Annotated in this window: 21 protein-coding genes; 10 read left to right on the forward strand and 11 right to left on the reverse strand. The window is 36.3% G+C overall.

The window, feature by feature from the left end; genetic code table 11:
* Positions 1–39 precede the first annotated feature (39 nt).
* From dnaK to MTZ49_RS04555, 5 genes are all read left to right on the forward strand, one after another.
* Positions 40–1,959, forward strand: a complete 1,920-nt coding sequence (gene dnaK / locus MTZ49_RS04535) for a molecular chaperone DnaK (RefSeq protein ID WP_264747202.1) — start codon at positions 40–42, stop codon at positions 1,957–1,959.
* A 186-nt stretch (positions 1,960–2,145) separates the two neighbouring features.
* Positions 2,146–3,270, forward strand: a complete 1,125-nt coding sequence (dnaJ, locus tag MTZ49_RS04540; protein WP_264747203.1) for a molecular chaperone DnaJ — start codon at positions 2,146–2,148, stop codon at positions 3,268–3,270.
* A gap of 9 nt (positions 3,271–3,279) precedes the next feature.
* A complete protein-coding gene (gene dapB / locus MTZ49_RS04545) occupies positions 3,280–4,083 on the forward strand; it encodes a 4-hydroxy-tetrahydrodipicolinate reductase (protein ID WP_264747204.1) in 804 nt (267 codons plus the stop codon).
* Between the two features lie 41 nt (positions 4,084–4,124).
* A complete protein-coding gene (gene hemE, locus MTZ49_RS04550) occupies positions 4,125–5,189 on the forward strand; it encodes a uroporphyrinogen decarboxylase (protein ID WP_264747205.1) in 1,065 nt (354 codons plus the stop codon).
* Positions 5,189–5,740, forward strand: coding sequence for an L-threonylcarbamoyladenylate synthase (locus MTZ49_RS04555; RefSeq protein WP_264747206.1), 552 nt, complete (start codon positions 5,189–5,191; stop codon positions 5,738–5,740). Before hemE ends, MTZ49_RS04555 begins: the two co-directional genes overlap by 1 nt.
* Before the next feature lie 170 nt (positions 5,741–5,910).
* Here the strand turns inward: MTZ49_RS04555 and MTZ49_RS04560 are convergent, their stop codons facing one another.
* Both MTZ49_RS04560 and MTZ49_RS04565 read right to left on the reverse strand, forming a co-directional pair.
* Entirely contained in the window at positions 5,911–6,888 is a 978-nt protein-coding gene (locus MTZ49_RS04560) for an NADPH:quinone reductase (RefSeq protein ID WP_264747207.1), read from the reverse strand.
* 24 nt (positions 6,889–6,912) lie between these two features.
* Positions 6,913–7,830 carry an AlgP family protein gene (locus tag MTZ49_RS04565; protein WP_264747208.1) on the reverse strand — a complete coding sequence of 306 codons (918 nt, stop codon included), beginning with the start codon at positions 7,828–7,830 and terminating at the stop codon, positions 6,913–6,915.
* A 436-nt stretch (positions 7,831–8,266) separates the two neighbouring features.
* On the opposite strand from MTZ49_RS04565, the gene mrcB reads away from it, so the two are divergent.
* The 4 genes from mrcB to MTZ49_RS04585 all read left to right on the forward strand — a co-directional run bounded on the left by mrcB (position 8,267) and on the right by MTZ49_RS04585 (position 13,714).
* Positions 8,267–10,570 (forward strand): penicillin-binding protein 1B, encoded by a 2,304-nt coding sequence (mrcB, locus tag MTZ49_RS04570; RefSeq protein WP_264747209.1) that lies wholly within the window; start codon positions 8,267–8,269, stop codon positions 10,568–10,570.
* 32 nt (positions 10,571–10,602) lie between these two features.
* Positions 10,603–11,226 (forward strand): hypothetical protein, encoded by a 624-nt coding sequence (locus MTZ49_RS04575; protein WP_264747210.1) that lies wholly within the window; start codon positions 10,603–10,605, stop codon positions 11,224–11,226.
* 74 nt (positions 11,227–11,300) lie between these two features.
* Entirely contained in the window at positions 11,301–13,310 is a 2,010-nt protein-coding gene (gene rep / locus MTZ49_RS04580) for a DNA helicase Rep (protein ID WP_264747211.1), read from the forward strand.
* Positions 13,311–13,312: 2 nt separating this feature from the next.
* Positions 13,313–13,714 carry an NUDIX hydrolase gene (locus tag MTZ49_RS04585; protein ID WP_264747212.1) on the forward strand — a complete coding sequence of 134 codons (402 nt, stop codon included), beginning with the start codon at positions 13,313–13,315 and terminating at the stop codon, positions 13,712–13,714.
* A 25-nt stretch (positions 13,715–13,739) separates the two neighbouring features.
* Here the strand turns inward: MTZ49_RS04585 and MTZ49_RS04590 are convergent, their stop codons facing one another.
* The 9 genes from MTZ49_RS04590 to MTZ49_RS04630 all read right to left on the reverse strand — a co-directional run bounded on the left by MTZ49_RS04590 (position 13,740) and on the right by MTZ49_RS04630 (position 21,907).
* Positions 13,740–14,198: an RcnB family protein gene (locus tag MTZ49_RS04590; protein ID WP_264747213.1), complete on the reverse strand. Its 459-nt coding sequence runs from the start codon at positions 14,196–14,198 to the stop codon at positions 13,740–13,742.
* Positions 14,199–14,303: 105 nt separating this feature from the next.
* A complete protein-coding gene (locus MTZ49_RS04595) occupies positions 14,304–14,708 on the reverse strand; it encodes a DUF2388 domain-containing protein (RefSeq protein ID WP_264747214.1) in 405 nt (134 codons plus the stop codon).
* A gap of 215 nt (positions 14,709–14,923) precedes the next feature.
* Positions 14,924–15,745, reverse strand: coding sequence for a cobalamin-binding protein (locus tag MTZ49_RS04600; protein WP_264747215.1), 822 nt, complete (start codon positions 15,743–15,745; stop codon positions 14,924–14,926).
* A 17-nt stretch (positions 15,746–15,762) separates the two neighbouring features.
* Entirely contained in the window at positions 15,763–16,389 is a 627-nt protein-coding gene (gene ribA, locus MTZ49_RS04605; RefSeq protein ID WP_264747216.1) for a GTP cyclohydrolase II, read from the reverse strand.
* A 237-nt stretch (positions 16,390–16,626) separates the two neighbouring features.
* Positions 16,627–17,100, reverse strand: coding sequence for a peroxiredoxin (locus MTZ49_RS04610; protein ID WP_264747217.1), 474 nt, complete (start codon positions 17,098–17,100; stop codon positions 16,627–16,629).
* 117 nt (positions 17,101–17,217) lie between these two features.
* Positions 17,218–17,898, reverse strand: a complete 681-nt coding sequence (locus MTZ49_RS04615; protein ID WP_264747218.1) for a Fe2+-dependent dioxygenase — start codon at positions 17,896–17,898, stop codon at positions 17,218–17,220.
* Positions 17,879–18,685 (reverse strand): tetratricopeptide repeat protein, encoded by an 807-nt coding sequence (locus tag MTZ49_RS04620; RefSeq protein WP_264747219.1) that lies wholly within the window; start codon positions 18,683–18,685, stop codon positions 17,879–17,881. Before MTZ49_RS04620 ends, MTZ49_RS04615 begins: the two co-directional genes overlap by 20 nt.
* Complete coding sequence (locus MTZ49_RS04625) at positions 18,685–20,877, reverse strand: TonB-dependent receptor (protein WP_264747220.1); 2,193 nt, start codon at positions 20,875–20,877, stop codon at positions 18,685–18,687. The genes MTZ49_RS04620 and MTZ49_RS04625 overlap by 1 nt, the downstream gene beginning before the upstream one ends.
* Before the next feature lie 229 nt (positions 20,878–21,106).
* Entirely contained in the window at positions 21,107–21,907 is an 801-nt protein-coding gene (locus tag MTZ49_RS04630) for a hypothetical protein (RefSeq protein WP_264747221.1), read from the reverse strand.
* A gap of 199 nt (positions 21,908–22,106) precedes the next feature.
* Between MTZ49_RS04630 and MTZ49_RS04635 the strand changes: the two genes are divergently transcribed.
* Complete coding sequence (locus MTZ49_RS04635; protein ID WP_264747222.1) at positions 22,107–23,105, forward strand: sulfate ABC transporter substrate-binding protein; 999 nt, start codon at positions 22,107–22,109, stop codon at positions 23,103–23,105.
* Positions 23,106–23,158: the final 53 nt, after the last annotated feature.

The raw sequence follows: 23,158 nt of genomic DNA on the forward strand, positions 1-23,158 counted from the left end.
CGAAATTAGCGTTAAATCAAAGTTTCAGGAGAAGTATAAATGGGTAAAATTATTGGTATTGACTTGGGAACAACCAATTCCTGTGTGTCTGTATTAGAAAATGGTACATCAAAAGTTATTGAGAACGCAGAAGGTGCGCGTACTACACCTTCTATTATTGCCTATACAAATGATGGTGAAATTTTAGTAGGCCAATCTGCTAAACGTCAGGCAGTAACTAATCCTCATAACACCTTATTTGCTGTAAAACGTTTAATTGGTCGTAAGTTTGATGAAGATGTAGTACAAAAAGATATTAAATTAGTGCCTTATAAAATTGTTAAAGCAGACAATGGTGATGCTTGGGTTGAGGTAAATGGTCAGAAAATGGCGCCTCCTCAAATTTCAGCAGAAGTTTTAAAGAAAATGAAAAAAACAGCTGAAGATTATTTAGGCGAGCCAGTAACAGAGGCTGTGATCACTGTACCTGCTTATTTTAACGATAGCCAACGTCAAGCGACTAAAGATGCTGGTAAAATTGCTGGTTTAGATGTTAAGCGTATTATTAACGAACCAACAGCAGCAGCACTTGCTTATGGTATGGATAAATCGAAAGGTGACCACACTATTATCGTTTATGACTTAGGTGGTGGTACTTTTGACGTATCAGTAATCGAAATTGCTGAGGTAGATGGCGAACACCAATTTGAAGTATTGGCCACAAATGGTGATACATTCTTAGGCGGTGAAGACTTTGATATCCGATTAATTGATTATTTAGCGGATGAGTTTAAGAAAGAAAATGGTATGGATCTAAAAGGTGATCCATTAGCAATGCAGCGCTTAAAAGAAGCTGCAGAAAAAGCTAAGATCGAGCTTTCTTCTAGCCAACAAACAGATGTTAATTTACCTTACATTACGGCTGACCAAACAGGTCCTAAACACTTAAATGTAAAAGTAACACGTGCTAAGTTAGAAGCTTTAGTAGAAGATTTAGTAGCACGTACTATTGAACCATGTAAGATTGCTTTAAAGGATGCTGGTCTTGATGCAGGCAAAATTGATGAAGTAATTTTAGTAGGTGGTCAAACTCGTATGCCTTTAGTACAACAAAAGGTTACTGAGTTCTTTGGTAAAGAGCCACGTCGTGATGTGAACCCTGATGAAGCAGTAGCAATGGGTGCTGCTATTCAAGGTGCTGTATTATCAGGTGATGTAAAAGACGTATTGTTATTGGACGTTACACCATTAACCTTAGGTATTGAAACCATGGGTGGGGTAATGACGCCATTAATTGATAAAAACACAACGATTCCTACTAAGAAATCGCAAGTGTTTTCAACGGCAGATGATAATCAAAATGCAGTGACTATTCATGTGTTACAAGGCGAGCGTAAGCAAGCAGCACAAAATAAAACATTAGGTAAGTTTGATTTGGCTGATATTCCACCTGCGCCACGTGGTGTACCACAAATTGAAGTGACTTTTGATATTGATGCGAACGGTATTTTAAACGTTTCAGCAAAAGATAAAGCTACTGGTAAACAACAATCTATCGTGATTAAGGCTAACTCTGGTCTTTCTGATGAAGAGATTGAAAAAATGGTACGTGACGCGGAAGCGAATGCTGAAGAAGATCGTAAGTTTGAAGAGTTAGTATCTGCACGTAACTTAGGTGATCAAACAGCTCATGCGGCACGTAAGATGATCACAGACTTAGGTGATAAGGTAACAGCAGATGAAAAAGCGTCTTTAGAAAAAGCAATTGCTGATGTTGAAGAAGCAGTTAAAGCAGACAATAAAGATGAAATTGAAGCTAAAGTTAAAGTCTTAAATGACTTAATGATGCCAATCACGCAACGAGCTTATGCAGATCAAGCTCAAGGACAAGCTCAGGATGCAGGTGCTGAACAAAGTAAGCAAGGCGATGATGTATTAGATGCTGAGTTTGAAGAAGTAAAAGATAATAAAGACAAATAACCAGTAGGGTTGGTCTTTATGATGAAATAGCAAACGCGGGAAGTTAACTCTCCCGCGTTTGTGTCTTTGTAAAGGGGATATTTTCTTAATAAAGAAAATAGTTATTCATTTCTTTTTATTAAAAAATCATCTAAGCTGTGGCACTTTTATTTATTAGCGACAGCAGAGTTATCAGGTATAGAGGTTATGGCAAAGCGCGATTACTATGAAGTTCTTGGGGTGGAAAGGACAGTTACAGAAGTTGAGTTGAAAAAGGCTTATCGTAGGGTAGCCATGAAATTCCATCCTGATCGTAATCCTGACAATAAAGAAGCTGAAGAAAAATTTAAAGAAGCTAATGAAGCCTATGAGGTATTGTCTGATAGTCAAAAACGTGCTGCTTACGATCAGTATGGGCACGCTGGTGTAGACCCACAAATGGGTGGTGGCTTTAATGGCGGTGCGGGTTTCTCTGATATTTTTGATATGTTTGGCGATATCTTTGGTGATGGTGGTGGTCGCCGTGGTAGAGGTGGTGCACAGCGTGGACATGATTTACGCTATACCTTAGATTTAACTTTAGAAGAAGCAGTACAAGGTAAAGAAGTTACTATCAAAGTTCCTACTTATGTTAATTGCAAAACATGTCATGGAAGTGGTGCAAAAGCGGGTTCTTCCCCTGAAATTTGTAAAACCTGTGGTGGGCATGGGCAAGTAAGAATGCAGGCAGGGTTTTTCTCTGTTCAACAAACCTGTCCAGATTGTCATGGTAGTGGTAAGACTATTAAAGACCCTTGTAATGTTTGTCATGGTGAAGGTCGAGTTCAAGAAACTAAAACTTTAGCTGTTAAGGTACCTGCTGGAGTAGATACTGGCGATAAGATTCGTTTAACAGGCGAGGGTGAAGCTGGCTCGATGGGTGGTCCAGCTGGTGACTTATATGTTGTTATTAATGTTAAAGAACACAGAATATTCCAACGTGATGGTCGTGATCTTTATTGTGAAGTACCAATTAGTTTCCCTGATGCAGCATTAGGTGCTGAGCTTGAAGTGCCTACATTGGATGGTCGGGTAAAACTAAAAATTCCTGATGGTACTCAAACAGGCAAGATGTTCCGTTTGCGTGGTAAAGGTATTAAACCCGTAAGAGGTGGTTCTGTAGGTGACTTATTGTGTAAAGTTATTATCGAGACTCCTGTTAAATTAGATAAAGACCAGCGTGAGTTATTAGAGAAGCTACGGGAGACGATGGATGGCGCTTCTCATCAAACACCACAAGCTAGTGGCTGGTTTGAAAGTGTCAAAAACTTTTTTGAAAGCTTTAAATCTTAAGGTATAACTATGTTACGTATAGCAGTGATAGGCGCCGCTGGGCGTATGGGTAAAAACTTAGTAGCAGCTGTTTGTAATAATGAAAAAACTACCCTTGGAGCTGCTATTGTTGAACCTAATAGTAGCTTACAAGGTGTAGACGCTGGTGAATTAGCAGGTATTGGTAAAATAGATGTAACTGTCGATATTTCTTTAGAAAATCAGTTAAATAATTTTGACGTATTGATTGATTTTACTCAGCCAATAGCAACCATGAAAAATATTCAACTTTGTGTGCAGGCTAAGAAAGCTATTATTATTGGCACTACAGGTTTTTCTGATGAGCAGAAACAACAAATAGCAGAAGCCGCTAAACAAATACCCATTGTATTTTCTGCTAACTATAGTATTGGTATTAACCTATGTTTTAAATTGCTTGATGTAGCAGCAAAAGTATTGGGTGACGAAGTTGATGTTGAAGTATTAGAAGCACATCACCGTAATAAAGTGGATGCACCTTCAGGCACCGCATTACGTATGGGTGAAGTGGTTGCAAATGCCTTAGGCCATAATTTAAAAGATGTTGCTGTTTATGGTAGAGAAGGTTTTACAGGGGCTCGTGAGCGTGAAACTATTGGTTTTGCTACTGTGCGTGCAGGTGATATTGTAGGAGATCATACAGTACTTTTTGCTGCAGAAGGTGAGCGTATAGAAATTACTCATAAAGCTTCAAATCGAATGATTTATGCCAATGGTGCTTTACGTTCTGCACTATGGTTGCAAGGTCAAGCAAATGGTTTATACGATATGCAAGATGTGTTAGGGTTACGTTAATCTCTTTTGCTATTTTCTTGTAAAAACTGGTAGGTGTATGAATGATAGAGTTAAAAAATGATCGCTTTTTACGGGCATTATTAAAACAGCCAGTTGATGTGACGCCTGTATGGATGATGCGTCAAGCAGGCCGCTACCTGCCAGAATATCGAGCTACTCGTGAAAAAGCGGGTGACTTTATGAGTTTATGCAAGAATGCAGAATTAGCTTGTGAAGTTACTTTGCAACCATTAGAACGTTTTCCCTTAGATGCAGCTATTTTATTTTCAGATATTTTAACTATTCCTGATGCAATGGGATTAGGCTTGTATTTCGAAACAGGTGAAGGCCCTCGCTTTAAAAAAGTTATCAATAATATGGCGGATGTCAATGCATTGCCTATTCCTGATACAGAGCAAGATTTAGGCTATGTAATGCAAGCTGTGCGTACTATTCGTAAAGAATTAAATGGTCGTGTACCTTTGATTGGTTTTGCAGGTAGTCCTTGGACATTAGCCACTTATATGGTTGAAGGTGGTTCCAGTAAAGATTTTCGTAAAATTAAAGCCATGGCCTATGATACGCCAGAAGTAGTGCATGCCTTATTAACTAAATTAACTCGATCAGTGATTAATTACTTGAATGGCCAAATCTTAGCTGGTGCACAAGCGATTCAAATATTTGATACATGGGGTGGTAATTTAGCGTCTAATGCTTACCTAGAGTTTTCATTATCCTATATGCAGCAAATCGTAAAAGGACTTATTAAAGAGCATGAGGGTAGACAAGTTCCCGTTATCTTATTTACTAAAAATGGTGGTCAATGGTTAGAAGCAATGGCCGATACAGGTGCCACTGCTTTAGGTCTAGATTGGACTTGTGATATTAAACAAGCAAGAGCGAGAGTAGGTGATAAAGTCGCTTTGCAAGGTAATATGGATCCTTCAGTACTTTATGCAAACACTTCAGCTATTTGTGAGGAAGTAGGGCGTATTTTAGCTGGTTATGGTAATGGTTCTGGGCATGTATTTAATTTAGGGCATGGCATTACACCAGAAGTAAATCCTGATAATGCTGCGGTATTTATTAGTGCCGTACATGATCTTTCGGTTCGTTATCACAAATAATGGCAAGTGATTGGCAAATACAACAAGTTGCTCATTTGATTAAGCAAGGTGGAGTAATTGCCTACCCTACAGAAGGTGTGTGGGGATTAGGTTGTGATCCTTGGGATGAGCAAGCAACATTAAGAGTGTTAGAGCTTAAAGCGCGTCCTGTAGAAAAGGGGTTAATCTTAATCGCTAGCACAATTGAACAGTTTGATTTTATTTTGCATGACTTGCCTAAAGAGCAATTAGCTAAATTACAACAAAGTTGGCCTGGCCCTTTTACATGGTTAGTTCCTCATCACGGTAGAGTACCTGATTGGATAACAGGTTCTCATACAACTGTTGCTTTAAGGGTAACTAATCATCCTCTTGTTAAAGCATTATGTGACCTAACAGGGCCGATTGTTTCTACTTCTGCTAACTTAGCAGGTCAACCTAGTGCTCAAAATAGACTTATGGTAGAAAAGTACTTTCATGGTCAGTTGGATGCAGTATTAAATGGTGAACTTGGTAAGGAAAGAAAGTCTAGCCAAATAACAGATTTGATTACTGGTAAGATTGTTCGCTAAGTAGTAATAGCTGGTATAAAAATATTATTAGAGTTAACACCAATTAATAAAAATAGATTTTTGATTGGTTCATATCATGAAGATTATACTTTCTTACTTTTTATACAGTAAAAAAAAATTTTATAAAATATAGTTAGGCTATGTTGCTATTATTATCGCATGCATAGAAATTACACTAATAATATTGTAGAGCCTGTGGTCTTTCTAGCTGTTAATTGTTGTTGTGCTTTAGCTACATCAGCTAAAGGAAAACGCTGATTAATATCTATTATTATTTTCTTGCTACTAATTAAATCAAATAACTCATTAGCCATTGCTTGTAGTTTTTCATGACTATTTGCATACCAAGCTAGTGAAGGGCGGGTGACATAGAGGCCACCTTTTTGATTAAGAATTCCCAAATTAACGCCAGTTACAGCACCAGATGAATTACCAAAACTCACCATTAATCCGCGTGGTGCTAAACAATCTAGCGATCTCTCCCACATGTCCTTGCCAACGCTGTCATAAACAACTGGACACTTAGCATTATTAGTAAGTTCTTTAACTCGTTGTACAACATCTTCTTCATGGTAATTAATAACTTGCCATGCACCTAATGCTTTGGCACGTTCTATTTTTGCTGTAGAACCTGCTGTTCCAATTAGTTTAGCACCAATAGCCTTTGCCCACTGACATGCAATACTACCAACCCCACCAGCTGCTGCATGGAATAGAATAATATCCCCTTCTTTTACAGGATAGGTTTGGCATAAAAGGTATTGAGTTGTTAATCCTTTTAATAAACAAGCAGCTGCTTGTTCAAAAGAAATATCATTAGGTAAATGAAGTACATGGGATTCTGCAAGTGTATGGATTTCACTGTAAGCACCTAGTGGCCCTGTACAGTAAGCAACTCGATCACCTACTTTACAGTGGGTAACCGAGTCACCAATAGCAATAACTTCTCCCGCTCCTTCTGTACCTAATCCAGACGGGAGCGATGGTGGACTATACAAACCAGAGCGGTAGTAAGTATCAATAAAATTTAGGCCTATGGCATGATTACGTATTTGAACTTGATTAGCTTTAGGTACTCTCGGTTCGAAATCAACGTATTCAAGTACATCCACATCACCATGTTGAGATATTTGAATACGTTTTGCCATAATAACCTCAGTTAATTTTATGAATTAAGAAGCATTACCTGTCGTTGTTGGTTTTTTAGCAACAGGCGCTTTTCTTGCTGCTGGTTTTTTAGCTGTAACTGGTTTTTTGGTAGCGGCAGTTGTCGCTTTAGCTACTGTAGGTTTCTTAACTGCGGTTGGTTTTTTTGCTACTGTTTTGGTTGCTGGTGTTTTAGCCGCGGCAGTAGTTTTAGCTACAGTTGGCTTTTTAGCTACAGTAGTTGTTTTGCTAGCAGTAACTTTTTTGGCGGTTACTTTTGCTGCAGTAGTTTTAGTTGGAGTAGCTTTTGCCGTTTTAGCTGTTGTGGTAGAGCGAGTAGTAGTTGCTTTAGTCGCTGCTACTGGGCGTTTAGCAGCTGAAGGTTTAGTGGTTTTAGCTTTAGTCGCTGTTGCCGTCGTTCTAGGGGTAGTTGGTTTTTTTGCAGCAGTGGTTGTTGTAGCTTTTGCTGTAGTCGTTGTTTTACGAGTAGTTGTTTTTCTAGCTACTGGTTTTTTAGCAGTAGTTGTTTTTGTAGGTGTTGTTGCAGGTTTTTCTAATAAAGCAATAACACGTTCTTTTACTTTAGAGACTCCTTGAGCTAAATCTAAGCTTTTAGCAGAATCTTTTTTTAATGTGCTAACGTAGTCTAAAAGATTTTTTTGTTGAACCTGTAATTTACTATGAATAGCTTCTAACTCAGCTAAGGATTTTTTAGCTTTGCTTTTGGCTTTTGACTTGCCAGATTCTGTTACTTTTTTTAGCTTTTCTTGAGCCTTTAATAGTTTCTCTTGTATTTTAACGCGCTGTTTTTCTAGCTTGGTTAATGTCTTTTCTGATTCTTGCTGTGCTTGTACACAGGCTTTTTGTAAATGGTTAACTAATGAGTCCGTTAAATCATGAAGTAAATGTAGAGGGGTTCTTACTGGTTTTTTTGATGATGGCATTTTACGTTGCTCCCGTGTCAATAAGTTGGTATGGCTCATTATTACCAACTTTTACAATATATGATAGCGTAATTTTATGAAATTTATGTAACTTTTTTCAACAAGAAAGGAAGCCCCTTTTTGTGCGCTATCTTTATTTGAAGCATTGGATTGGGGCGTATTGTAGCGGTGCAGTAAAATAATGAAGTGATTAGTAATAAGTTATTTTTTATAATTGGTTGATTTTATTTGATAAATTGTTATTTGTGTGGTTTGGCATAGTACTTGTATTGTTATTTTTATCCTCGATTTGGGGGTTTTGGTTTAGGCAGGCTGAAGCCCCCCTTGTTATTTTTTATAAATCTTTTACTAGCAATTTATAACTATAATAATTTGAGTCATTTTCTTGGTGTTAAAAAGTTATCTGTTCATTGGATAAATCAGTATAATAACTTGCATGAAGAAAGTGAGAAAAAAGTTAACAAGAAAGACTAAGAAACGTAGTCTCTGGCTAGTTTTTTTTAGTTGGCTATTTAAGCTAAGTTTAGTGGCTATTGTTATTGTTTCACCTTATATTATTTATCTTGATTCAGTTGTACAAGATAAGTTTTCGGGTAAACGTTGGACAATCCCTGCTAAGGTATACGCACGTCCATTAGAATTATTTAAAGGCCAAAAACTTTCTAAAGAAGATTTTCTCACAGAATTAAATGCATTGGGTTATCGAACGGCGGATAGTGTTACTAATGTTGGACAAATTAATGTCAATGCTAATCAAGTAACTGTTTATATTCGTGGCTTTCAATTTTATGAAGGTGCAGAGCCTTCAAAGTTAGTTAATGTTTCTTTTAATGGTAATAATGTTAATCAAATTACGGATCAAAATAATAATGTTGTACCTTTAATTAGGTTAGAACCTATGATGATAGGTGGGGTTTATCCTACCCATAATGAAGATAGAATTTTAGTTAAATTAGATCAAGTTCCACCAAAGTTAGTAGAAGCATTAGTTGCTGTAGAAGATAAACGTTTTTATAAACATCATGGCATTTCGATGATAGGCATTGGTCGGGCTGTTTATACGAATGTTGTTAAGGGAAAGTTAACGCAAGGTGGTAGTACTTTAACCCAACAATTAGTTAAGAATTTTTATTTAACCAATGAGCGTACCTTAAAACGAAAAGTTAATGAAGCGATAATGGCTTTATTATTAGAGGTGCACTATGATAAAAAAGAAATTTTAGAAGCCTATTTGAATGAAGTATTTTTAGGACAAGATGGGCAACGTTCCATTCATGGTTTTGGTTTAGCTAGTCAGTATTTTTTTGGGCAGCCAATTAATGAATTAAAGTTACCACAGTATGCATTGTTAATAGGGATGGTTAAAGGCCCCTCTGTTTATAATCCTAGACGTAATCCAAAGTTGGCAACAGATCGTCGTAATGTAGTATTGGATGTATTAGCAGAGCAAAATATTATTTCAGCGGCTGAAGCAAAACAAGCTAAAGCAGCGCCACTTGGTGTAATTCCTCAAGGTCGGTTAGGTATCAGTTCATTCCCAGCCTTTATTGATTTGGTGAAACGACAATTAAGAGAAGACTACAATGAAGAGGATTTAACAGGTGAAGGTTTACGTATTTTCACAAGTTTAGATCCTATTATTCAAATTAAAGCAGAACGTTCGTTAGATGCTACTTTAAAACGTTTAGGTAAACGTGCGGAAAATTTAGAGGCAGCAATGGTGATTACAAATCCATCAACTGGAGAGTTGTTAGGATTAATTGGTAGTCGTGATCGTAATTATGTAGGGTTTAATAGAGCCATTGACGCAATTCGATCAATTGGTTCACAAATTAAACCAGCTGTTTATTTAACTGCGTTAGAAAGTAAAAAATATACTTTAACCACTGTTGTGCAAGATGAACCTTATTCTGTGCCTTTGGCGGGTGGTAAGGAGTGGACACCACAAAATTTTGATCGAAGCTATCATGGTAATGTGTTCTTTTATCAAGCATTAGCTCACTCTTATAACGTCTCTACTGTAAAAATAGGAATGGATATAGGAGTTTCAAATGTATTGAAAACAATTAAGCGTTTGGGTGTTGCTGCAGATTATCAAGCCTATCCAGCTATATTGTTAGGTTCAGCTTCAATGACGCCAATGGATGTGGCTGGCATGTATCAAACCATTGCAAGTGGTGGTTATAATACACCTATCCGTTCTATTCGTAATGTATTGAATGCAAAAGGCGAACCATTAGGACGTTATCCATTTGAAACACAACAACGTTTTGATACAGGCGTAATGTACTTATTACAATATGCGATGCAACGTAATATGCGTGAGGGAACTGGACGGTCGGCTTATAATCAAATACCTGCTGCTACAAATTTAGCAGGTAAAACGGGGACAACTAACTCATCTAAAGATAGTTGGTTTACTGGTTTTGGACAAGATATTTTAGCAACTGTTTGGCTTGGTAAAGATGATAATTCAAATACATCTTTAACGGGGGCTACAGGGGCATTGCAGGTATGGACTAGTTTTATGAAAGAGGCTCGTCCTACTTCACTTAGAACCCCTATACCACAGAATGTGGTTTACGCTTGGGTAGATGCTAATACGGGAGTAGGTACTGGAGAGGGGTGTCCTAATGCGGTACAAATGCCTTATTTAAAAGGGACTGAACCAGCGCCTGAGTTATCATGTACTAAGTCAGATGGTTCTACTACTGATTGGATACGTGGTTGGATAAATTAATATATTAGGTTATTAATGTTTAGGATTAAAAAATGAGAGTTAAACTAAAAAAATTATGGTTAGTATTAGGTGCAATGGCTGTTTTGGTAGGGTGTGGTACTAACCAACCTCATTCTATCCCTGTTGTGGATGCAAGTTCACCTTTATCTAATAAGCCTAATCCTCTCGAAAAAAATACTACGCCTATTACCAAAGAAACAGGTGATGAGGCCATCGCACAAGCTGTACCTCAAGCAGTGGATGAACCTATTCAGCCTATAGCACAACAAGATACTAATAGCGTTCCAACAGGGATTCCTTTAGATAATAATGCTTCTGGAAGTGCACCTTTAGATGGTGCTGTGTTAGCTTTATTAACAACAGCAAGGCAACAACAAGAAGCTGGTAACCTTAATGAAGCAGCAGCAAGTGCTGAGCGTGCACAACGTATTGCACCAAGTGAACCACGAGTACTTTATACCTTAGCAGTAATTCGTTTAAAACAAGGTGATGCAGAAGTAGCAGAACAATTAGCTAGAAGGGCATTATCTTATACTTCTTCTGATCAATCTGAATTACGCTCAAATCTATGGGAAGTAGTTGCACAGGCACGTGAGAAACAAGGCGATCAAGCAGGTGCTGATCAAGCTCGTCAACAAAAAAGAGCACGTGTTTAATAATCATATGATAAGGGGTAGTTAATGCCCCTTATTCTCTCCTTAATTGTTTCATCTTAAGCTTTCTAATTATTATGTCATCACTTAATCCACGCCAACGTGAAGCTGTTCACTATATTAGTGGGCCTTTGTTAGTATTGGCTGGAGCAGGCTCAGGTAAAACCAGTGTTATTACTAGAAAAATAGCTTATCTTATTCAACAGTGTGGAATTAAAGCCCATCATATTGTTGCTGTGACTTTTACTAATAAAGCAGCTAGGGAGATGAAGGAGCGAGTAGGTAGTTTGCTTCGTAAGGGGGAAGGGCGTGGCCTTACTGTATCTACCTTTCATAATTTGGGTTTAAATATTATTCGTAAAGAGTATCAAATATTAGGCTATAAAGCTGGCTTTTCAATTTTTGATGACACGGATGTTAAGTCATTATTAAAAGAGCTGATGCATAAAGAATATGCAGGTGATGATGGCGTTGATGAAGCGGTTAGCAAAATTAGTCGTTGGAAGAATAATTTAATCTTACCTGAGCAAGCTATAGAACAAGCTCGTAATTCACAAGAACAAATGTTGGCGTATCTTTATATGCATTATCAGCGTTTGTTAAAAGCATATAATGCAGTGGATTTTGATGACCTTATTTTATTACCTGTTAAGCTGTTTCAAAATAACAAAGAGTTGTTAGAACGTTGGCGTAATAAAGTTCGTTATTTATTGGTAGACGAATATCAAGATACTAATGCTAGCCAATATTTGCTCATCAAATTATTAGTGGCTGACCGTGCACAGTTTACGGTGGTGGGAGATGATGACCAATCCATTTATGCATGGCGTGGTGCTAAACCTGAAAATCTAATGCAGTTAAAACAAGATTTTCCTTCTTTAAAAGTGATTATGTTAGAGCAAAATTATCGTTCTACTAGCCGTATTTTAAGGTGTGCTAATCACTTGATTATCAATAATCCTCATGTGTTTGAAAAAAAATTATGGAGCGATAAAGGGGATGGTGATTTAATCAGAGTAATACGTTGCCGTAATGAAGAAGCAGAGGCAGAGCGAGTAGCAACAGAGATACAGGCAATTGCTTTAAAAACTCAACGTTCCTATGGTCAATTTGCAATTCTCTACCGTGGTAATTATCAATCACGATTAATTGAGTTGAAATTACAACACCATAAAGTTCCTTATGTTATTACAGGGGGAACCAGTTTTTTTGCTCGTCAAGAAGTAAGAGACATTATGTCTTACTTACGGTTATTAGTTAATCCTGATGATGATAATGCTTTTTTACGAGTGATTAATGTGCCACGTCGAGAGATTGGTACAGTCACCCTAGAGAAGTTAAGTAATTATGCAAATAGTCAGCATATTTCTTTATATGCTGCCGCCAGTGATCGTGCTTTATTAGATAGTTTGGATCAACGTTTTGTTGAGCGCTTACAGCGTTTTACTCAGTGGATGGATAATATTCGTCAACAATGTAGTCAGAGTGATCCCATTATGGTACTGCGCAGTATGGTAATGGATATTGATTATGAAAATTGGCTAAGACAAAACGCGTCTAATGATAAAGTAGCCGAAGCGCGAATGGGTAATGTTTGGTTTTTGATAGAGGCATTAAAAGACACTATTGAACGTGATGAAGATGGTGAGATGACCATTGAGGAAGCTATCTCACGATTAGTTATGCGTGATATGTTAGATCGCCAAGCAGAAGAAGAACAGCATGATGCTGTACAATTAATGACTTTACATGCCTCTAAAGGATTAGAGTTTCCTCTAGTATTTTTAATGGGTATGGAAGAGGAGTTATTACCTCATCGTTCTAGTATCGAAACAGATAATATTGAAGAAGAGCGACGTTTAGCCTATGTAGGTATTACGCGCGCTAAACAATATTTAACCCTTACTTATGCTTCTAAACGTAGGCAATATGGTGAGATTATTGATTGTTTACCCAGTCGTTTTTTAACAGAATTGCCACAACAAGAGTTACGCTACGAAGGCTTAGAAAATACACCTGTTGAGCAAAAAGCAGAAACAGGTAATGCGGCATTATCTAATATTCGTGAATTATTAAAGAAGAAGTAACAATGAATAAAATTATTTATATTGCTGCTGCATGTATTACAGATCCATTAAATCGATTATTGGTGGTACGTAAGCAAGGATCAGAAATATTTATGCAGCCGGGCGGTAAGATAGAGCAAGCTGAACAACCTATCGAAACATTAGTAAGAGAAATAAAAGAAGAATTACAGCTTGATATTCCTTTAACAATGCCAAAGTTTATTGATAGTTTTGAAGCACCTGCTGCCAATGAACCAGGCTTTGTTGTTAAGGCTGAGCTTTTTAGAATAGAGTTGCCTGATAGCCCTACTTTAACAGCTACAGCCGAAATAGCAGAGGCGCGTTGGATAACGCATGATGATATTCCAGATATCAATATGGCGCCTTTAATGCATATTTATGTATTGCCATTATGGAAAAGATAATAGCAATACATAAATATTTGGTTAATTAATCAAACACATCATGTAGTACATCATAGATGATGCCTGTAGCAGCTACTACTAATAATAGATCTTTTCCTGCTCTCATCCATTCATAGCCTTCATAGTGAGGTAGTTTTGCTATTAGACGGTTATCCAGTTTTTTGGCTATTCCTGGAGGAAGAGGTTTACCTTGAGCTAATCTTTTTTGAATGCCTGGCGGTAAAGCATCTACATTTCCCCAATAGGCTTTATTATCACCTATAGTAATACGAATACCACCTGTATCAATAGTAATTTGTGGTGAACCCATATCAATATTAATTAAACTATGGTCATTATTCTTATCAAAATTTTTATGTCCATGTGCTTTGTGAGCATTAGCACTATTACCTTTACCATTACCTGGATTAGCTAAGGTAATAGTGCTGGATGTAATAAGAGCTATACTGGTAAAAAAAACAATAAGAGCGTGTGATTTTTTCATAGTAAATTTCTACGGAAGTTTAGATGGCATAAAAATACTATAAATTGATTGTAAACAATATCTTTAAATTGCAAGTATATTTTACTAGATTAAATTCAAGATTATTTAGATTATTAATATAGCTTTAGCTAATTCCATATCAGAAGTATTGGAAAGCTCAGAGTTATTACGTAACAGTTTAAAAGCACTTTCTAAATAAACCCCCGTTTGTTGTCCTTCAGTAGCAATAAAAAAGGCAGCATCTTCTTTTGCTTGACTATAAACAAGCTTGTTATCTTCTTTTTCTTCTGTAAGTAACTGGTAAATGGTATAACTAGTTAAGGTAATAGATGTGGCTACTAATAGAATAGCAACTGCTTCACCACCATCAGAAGCGTTATTATCATGCTTATTTTTATCGTGTGGTCTATGGTGGTGATTAGGTGGGTGCCTACGATTATGATCTTTAGCATTAACATTATATGGACTAATAAGTATAAACATTAAAGTGATTAAAAGAATATTTTTCATTATCATCTCCAAACTCCTTTTGTTGTATGATAATAAAATTATTCAAACTAATGTTTAAATTTACTGTTATTTTACTAAATCTTTACATTGTTTTATATGATTTAACAAGTGACTAATTATTGGATGATAAGTAAAGAGTGAGATAGAGTTTGTTTAGACGAAGAGAATTTATTGTTTAGTTATTATTTATATGAAAATGATTAATAGGGACTTATTTAATGGTCTTGATTTAATAATGAACATAATTGTTTAGTGGCTTCTAGCATAGCAAAACTAGGACGAGCAATACGATCATTATCAAAAATAAATAATTTATGATTTTTTACAGCAGATAACTGTGGCCAAGCTAACCAAGCATCAAGTAGTGATTGTTGAGAAGCGATAATCACTTGTGGATTTTTTGCTAGAACACTTTCTATATTGACCTGAGGAGCAGGTAAATCAACATTATCAAAAATATTTTCAGCACCACAAACTTTAAGGGCATCACCAATAATTTGGTTTTTACCTATGGTATAAATGGGTTTATCCCATAACTGATAAAATACTTTTAAAGGGTTTGCTTGATGATAACGTTGACGCAATTGAGTAAGCTCATTTTGCATTTTTTCAGACAACTCTTTACCTTGCTGTTCTCTACCAATTTTTTTACCTAATGAGGCTAGTTGTAAGGCTAACTCATCAAGCGTGTGAGGATTAGTTTCAACTATTTTATAGCCTAAAGAAATTAACTGTTGTTGTTGTGAAGGTTTAATACTGGTAGGCCAAATTAAAATAACATCTGGTTGTAAGCTGATTATTTTTTCTAGGGAGTAGCCTTCTAAATTACCAACAGGCTGTGCTTTTTCTAAAATAGGTAAACGTTGTTTATCATAATCTGATACCCCAACCAATAAATCAGCACCTTCTAACTCAATAACTATATCGGTTAAAGAAGGTGTTAAGCTGATGACACGTAGCTTTTGTGAGTCAGCAAAACTAATAGAACAGGTGCTTACTATAAAAATGATAGTAATTAGTTTTATTAGTCTATGCATAAATTAAGTGATACCAATTAACGTGTGCTATCTTCAGATTGTTCTTGTTGATGTTGTAGACCTAATAAATGTCCCATCTTGTCTGCTTTGGTGGCTAAGTAGTTTTGGTTATAGCGGTTTTTGCCAAACTCTATGGGTTTACGTTCGACTACATTAATACCTAAAGTTTTTAGTGCTGCTATCTTTTTAGGATTGTTAGTCATTAATTGAATGGATTTTATGCCTAAATGATTAAGCATAGGTAAGCACATATCATACTGCCGCATATCTGCAGGAAAACCAAGCTGTTCATTGGCTTCCACTGTATCAGCACCCTTGTCTTGTAATGAGTAGGCGCGAATTTTATTTAGTAAGCCTATACCACGCCCTTCTTGGCGCAAATAAAGTAATACACCACGGCCTTCTTTAGCAATGGCCTTCATCGCTGCTTCTAGTTGAAAACCACAGTCACAACGTAAGCTAAATAAGGCATCGCCCGTTAAACATTCAGAGTGCATCCGTCCTAAAACAGCTTCTCCATTGGCGATATCACCAAGGGTTAGTGCAACGTGTTCAATGCCTGTTTCTTCATCTAAAAAACCATGCATTGTAAACACTGCAAAAGGTGTTGGTAGTAAAGAGGATGCAACAAAAACGACAGACACCAATAGGCTCCTAAGTTAATAAAAATACCGACAGTAATCTAGTATTATATACTGGTTAGTAAAGATAATTTAATAAAAGTTTTATTTTGTTTAATAAGTAGAGCGTGGTTTTTAAGTTTTTTTACACTATTATTTTTATATAAGTAAATAAATCATAACATAAAAATATTATTTCCATAGTATCATTATAGTTGCTGAGAAAGTAACCATTTTCCTCAGTAACTATAATTTATCTCTTTATTTAAGTGCCTGTGCTGCTTTTAATACTTCTTCAGCATGGCCATCTACTTTAACTTTGCGCCATTCTTGACGAAGAATGCCTTCTTTATCAATTAAAAAAGTACTGCGATCAATACCCATGTATTCTTTGCCATAGAGTTTTTTTAGTTTAATCACATCAAATAACTTACAAAGCTCTTCTTCTGGGTCGCTGATAAGTTCAAAAGGAAATTCTTGTTTTGCTTTGAAGTTTTCATGAGATTTGATACTTTCACGTGAAACACCAAAAATAACCGTATTAGCTTTTTGAAACTCAGCATAAAGGTCGCGGAAATTTTGTCCCTCAGTGGTACAACCAGGAGTGTTATCTTTAGGGTAGAAATAGATAACAACATTTTTCCCTTTAAAATCAGCAAGTTTTATTGTATTAGGTTCACCTGTAACAGCGGCAGTAAAATCTTTAATGGCTTTATTTAGTTGTGGAGTGCTCATTTAATTACCTTAAATTTATTTATAGAGACTAAGATAATTTATAATAAAGCAAATAGCCTAAAATGTTTAGGCTACTAACAGCTTGTTATTTTGCAAGAAGTGTATAAAGGGTAAGTTTTATACTTCTGCCCATTGGCGCAACAGGTTATGGTAGTTGCCACTCAGTTTAACTATTGCAGGATGATTAGGTATATCTTTAGTTAGCTCTTGAATAGCCATATCCATATCAAATAATAAACGACGTTGTTCATCAGAGCGAATCATGCTTTGTGTCCATAGAAAAGAAGCATAGCGAGTACCTTGAGTAACTGGTGTCACTTGGTGAAGACTAGTAGAAGGATAAAGCACTAAGTCACCCGCTGGTAATCTAACTCGTTGTTCACCATAAGTATCTTGAATGACTAATTCACCACCTTGATATTCTTCAGGTTCACTAAAAAATAAGGTAGAGGATACATCAGTTCTTACACGGATAGGACTGGTTTTAGGCTTACGAATAGCATTATCGACATGAAATCCATAAGTACCGCCACCACTATAACGATTAAACATCGGCGGAAAAACTTTATGAGGTAAAGCAGCAGAAATAAAAAGAGGATGATTACCTAGACGTTTAATAATTTCATCACCTAGTTCAATGGCAAATGGATCTTCTTCGTCTAGTTGTTCGTTATCCTTGCAATTAATAGCTATATGCCCTGCGGTTAATTGACCATTTTGCCAATTCGCTTGTTCTAAACGGGAGCGGATATAACTAATTTCTTGTTTAGAAAAGATATTAGGAATATGAAGTAGCATATAGATTTTCCTTGGTTTGAGTAGATTGTCTCTGAAGAATGTCTTGGTAGGCTTGTTGATCTGATAGATCACCTTCTTCAGCACAACGAGCAAACATTTCTATAGCCATTTCTTGTAAAGGTTTATGGGGTGATTGCCATAAGGCTCTAGCCATTTTCTGTAAGAAGCCATGGGTAGCTGTTTGCATAGATTGTCTTAACCAGATAACAGCTTCATCCACTTTACCTTGTGCTGTCAGTACAGAAGCGTAACTGCATTGGCCACGAAAGTCTCCAGCAGAAGCGGAGCGTCTATACCAGTTGATGGCTTTATCTAAATCAGTGGCTACTAGCCAGCCTTCTTCATAGAATCGACCTACTAAATTCATGGATTTAGCATGCCCTGTTTGTGCTGCCTGATAATATAAATCAAATGCTTTAGACAGATCCTTAGTAATCCCTTTACCTTTGATAAGGAGATTAGCAAAATTATACATGCCCCAGTTAAGCCCTTTTTCAGCAGCTAGTTGGTAGTATTGAGCAGCCTTAGTATAGTTTATGGTACAACCCCAACCATTTTCATAGCAACGGCCAAGCATATTAATGGCTTGTAGGTAGCCATTTTTAGCAGCAATGCTGAACCACTGTAGTGCTAAAACATGATCTTTCTTAATGCCGTTTCCATCAAGTAGCATTTGCGCCAATTGCGCTTGTGCTTTGGCATTTCCTGTTTTTGCAATGGCCAACACCAAGCCGGCTGCTTGGTGTGGCGTTTCTGTGGAAAATTGTATAAGGTTGTTAACAGCCATTAGAAACGATATTCAGCTGTTAGCTGTGCACCTTGTCCTGGGCCAGGTAAACCAAAACCACGACCATTGTATTGGCGCCAGTAATGCTTGTTGAAGATATTGTTAATATTTAACCTTAAGTTAAGGTTTTTATTAGCTTGCCATGCAATGGCTGCATCATGAACAGTGTAACTAGGTACAACAGTTTTAGAAGCATTAGTCATGGTTGTTCCGCGACCACCAGGAATACTCCTTTCTCCAACATAGCGAACACCATAACTGAAGCTAATATCATACGGGAACTGATAAGTTGTCCATAAGTTAGCTGAGTTACGTGGCGTATTAGGTAGGGTAATACCATCATCCCAACCTTCTTGACCTTCTACTTCACTATCCATATAAGCATAGCCAGCAAATACAGACCAACGATTAGTAATGTTACCTGCTACACCTAATTCGATACCATCAGTTTTTTGTTTATAGCTATATGTCTGAGTAGGTACTACTGTATCGTCGAAATCAGTGGCATCCAATTTAGTCCTAAAAATAGCAGCTGTTAAAGAAAGGCGTTCATCAAATAAATCCCACTTAGTACCTATTTCATAGGTTTTGCCTTTTGTTGGAGATAGATCATCCCCTAAACTACCTGAGGTAACAATACGAATAGACTGTGGTTGTTGTGCAGTACTAAAACTTGCATAAATGCTACCGTATTCAACAGGTTTAAAGATTAAAGCAGTACGATAGCTAAATAGCTTTTCATTAGTAGTGTCATTTTGTCCATCTGTCCAAGCAGATAATACACCACCTGTATTAGTACGGCTTTTCGTATCAGTGATTCTAGCTTTGTAGTGGTCTTGACGAGCAGATAAATCCAATTGCCAATGCTCACCAAATTTAAGTGTATCCATTACATAGAATGCTTTGGTGGTAGCATCTGCTTCGATCTTGCTGGTGTAAGCAATTTCTTTGTTACCTGCAAACTGTGAAGGTGGATGCGCTGGATTAATTGGATTGTTAGGAACCATTGCGGAGCCATAACGTAAACCACCTGATTTATAATCAAGGTTTTCTTTAGTAAGTTCCATACCTGCTACAAAAGTATGCTTAATGCCAGCAGTATCAAATTTCCAGATAATATTGGATTGGTTACTAAGTGTTTGGGTATCAGTATAACGAGTAACACCTTGTAGACGCCTTAATGAAGCATTTGCCCCACTAGGTGTTGTAACAGTATAAGTACGTTGTAACTGTGACCATACGGCTTGGTTATTGAAACTAACTGCATCATTGAAATCATGTTCAAATTTCCATGTTACACGATCAGTGCGCATATCTTCTCTATCTAAGTTGCGGTAGCCAAAATAACCATCCCATTTAACACCGTTTACTTTACTAGCTCTTTTCCCAGATTTAGTTGTTGGAATACCATAATCGTAATTACCTTTATCGGTTAAATGTTCATAAGAGAAAGTATTACGAGTATTTGTGTTTAAACCAAAAGATATAGATGGAGCAATACCCCAGCGTTCTCTTTCAAACCAATCACGACCATCAATACCTGAGTTATGCCAAACCATATTTAGACGGGCAGCAGTGCCTGAGTCAGCATCAATAACTTTATTGCCATCGAATGTTAAACGTTTATAGTCTGCTGTACCTACACCACCACTAATAGTTGCAAAGTCTTCTAATTTTGGTGTTTTATTAACTAAATTAATAGCACCACCAATTACTCCTGCCCCCCAAGCAGCAGAACTAGAACCTTTGATTACTTCTACTTGCTCAATATTAAACATGTCTGAACGAGTATAGAAGGCTGAATCACGGATGCCATCAATGTAAACGTTAGAGCCACCATAAGTACCACTATTGAAACCACGAATATTGATGCTATCACCTACACCACCATTACCTTCACCAGAGTTAAAAGTAACACCTGGTACATTTGATAAAGCATCTTCTAAAGACATAGCATTACGTTGTTCGATTACTGCTTTAGGCACTACAGTAATGCTCTGAGGAGTATCTCGTAATGGCTGTGTATATTTTGGTGAAGATAGTTTTTTTGTTTGATAAGGTGTTTCTTGTTGACCTTCAATAGTCAGAGTATCAAGTTCGATAGCATTATTTGTATTATCTGCATAAGTTACCAAAGGTAAACTAGCTGATGCCATAGCTAAGCTCAGAGATGTTTTTGTGTGTTTTTTCATAGTGTGAAAGGACTCTAATGTTAGTTGCTTCTAAACCGTTATAGCGACAAGAAATGTATTTCTTAAGGTTAAATCAGATGATTAGTCACTTAATCTGTAAATGCTAAATATAATGATTCTTATTTAGATATGCAATAAATTTATACAATTTTATTTTAAGCTATTAAAATTTAAGGTTTTTATTTTTAAAAAATTGCTAGGTAATATCAAGTTTGAACAGAGTAAACTATTAATCATCTTGTTCAGGATTATTTTTAGTTGTAAAAGGAGTTAATTGATAAGCAAGCCAAATAATAGATATACAGAAAAGGCTTATTAAAGATAAATTAAACGCTTGTCGATAACTATTTTTTTGTAATGTCATAAAAGAGGTTACATAAACAGTTTCGCAGGCTCCATTGCCAGTGTCTGTACGAACAGTACTTGTATAACGATAGATCTGATTGGGCGATGCACCATAGTTTACAAGGTAACCCGAAAAAGAAATTTGATCGCCAATATTTACATTTCTTAACTGCTTAGCTAATTGAGGGTTATCAGTAAGTAAATGATTGTTAGAAAACTGCTCATTGATAAAGAAAAAAGATTGTCTGGCCTGTTGCACTAATTGTTTTGCTTCCTCTAAGGATTCAGCATAATAAGTTTTATTACCTACGAACCTAGCAAAGCAAGTAAATTCACCGCTCCAAAAAGTGATTTTCTTATAATCACCTCGAAAAGCATTATCCCCCCAAATAACGCAAAGATCAGAAACATTTAAGTCTTTATCAATTCTTGCCATAAACTTTTTTCTGGCATTATATTTACTAACCACAAGACCATGCAGTGTATATTCATAAACTGGGTCTATATAAAAACGAAATTCTTTAGTGTTTACATAAAAGGGTTGTTTAGAGGTGGCTGTTTGTAAAGGTTCCCCTCTTAATAATGGATTAAGTGCACTGGGCGAAGGTAATGCATTTCTGTAAAAGAAAAGGCATGTGGTTATAAACAAATTAATAATTAATAAATAACCAAGATAGCGTTTCACTTAATATACCCAAAGTTTTATCTTAATAAGGATAGTGAAAATTGTTATGTATTTTCTATATTTCAGCAAGTTATTTATTAATAACAAATTACACTAACTGTTAATTTTATAGAGTATAAAAAAAGTGTTAAGCTGAAACTAATAAGTTTTTTAGTGTTATTGTTTTATTTGCATGTTAAAAATATTAATAAGGTAATTTATGAAACGAATTTTACTGGCTTCACTATTGTTATTAGGTATGTCTTTTAATGGATATATCTGGGCTGATAAGCTGTTGTTAAATGTCTCTTATGATGTGATGCGCGATTTTTATAAAGATTATAATCCTGCATTTGAAAAGTATTGGAATGAGCAACATAAGGATGATCGTGTAAAAATTCAAATGTCTCATGGTGGCTCAAGTAAACAAGCACGTGCTGTAATTGATGGTTTAAGAGCTGATGTGGTTACTATGAATATGGCAACAGATATTAATGCGCTTGTTACCTATGGCAATTTAGTACCTGATAATTGGCAAACACTATTACCTAATAACAGTGCACCTTTTACTTCTGCTACTGTATTTATTGTACGTAAAGGTAATCCTAAAAATATTAAAGACTGGCCTGATTTAGTTAAGGATGGAGTGGAAGTAATTGTTCCAAATCCTAAGACATCAGGTAATGGTCGTTATACTTATCTTTCTGCTTGGAGCTATATACTTAAACAGGGTGGTGATGAGGCGAAAGCAAAAGATTTTGTGAAAGATTTATTTAAGCATGTATTAGTTTTAGATACAGGTGGACGTGCGGCTACTTCAACCTTTATGCAAAACCAGCAAGGTGATGTATTAATTACCTTTGAAAATGAAGCAGAAATGATTGCTAAAGAGTTTGGTAAAGGCAGTTTTGAGGTTGTATATCCAAGTGTTTCAGCAGAAGCTGAATTGCCTGTGGCGGTTGTAGAAAAAGTGGTTGAGAAGAAAAAGACCAAGGCTCAAGCAGAAGCTTATTTAAACTATCTGTGGTCTGATGAAGGTCAACGTATAGCTGCTAAGAATTATTTACGTCCTAGAAATGAAGCTATCTTGGCTGAATTTTCTGATCGTTTTCCTAAAGTTGAATTTTTATCTGTAGAGAAAAACTTTGGTAATTGGGACGAAATTCAGAAAAAACATTTTGCTGATGGAGCTATATTTGATCAAATTTATTCCCAATAATATTTATTGCTTGAGTTTTACATTTAAAATAAGCTAGGTTTAACCTAGCTTAT

It is taken from the genome of Entomomonas sp. E2T0 (assembly GCF_025985425.1).
Taxonomy (GTDB): Bacteria; Pseudomonadota; Gammaproteobacteria; order Pseudomonadales; family Pseudomonadaceae; genus Entomomonas.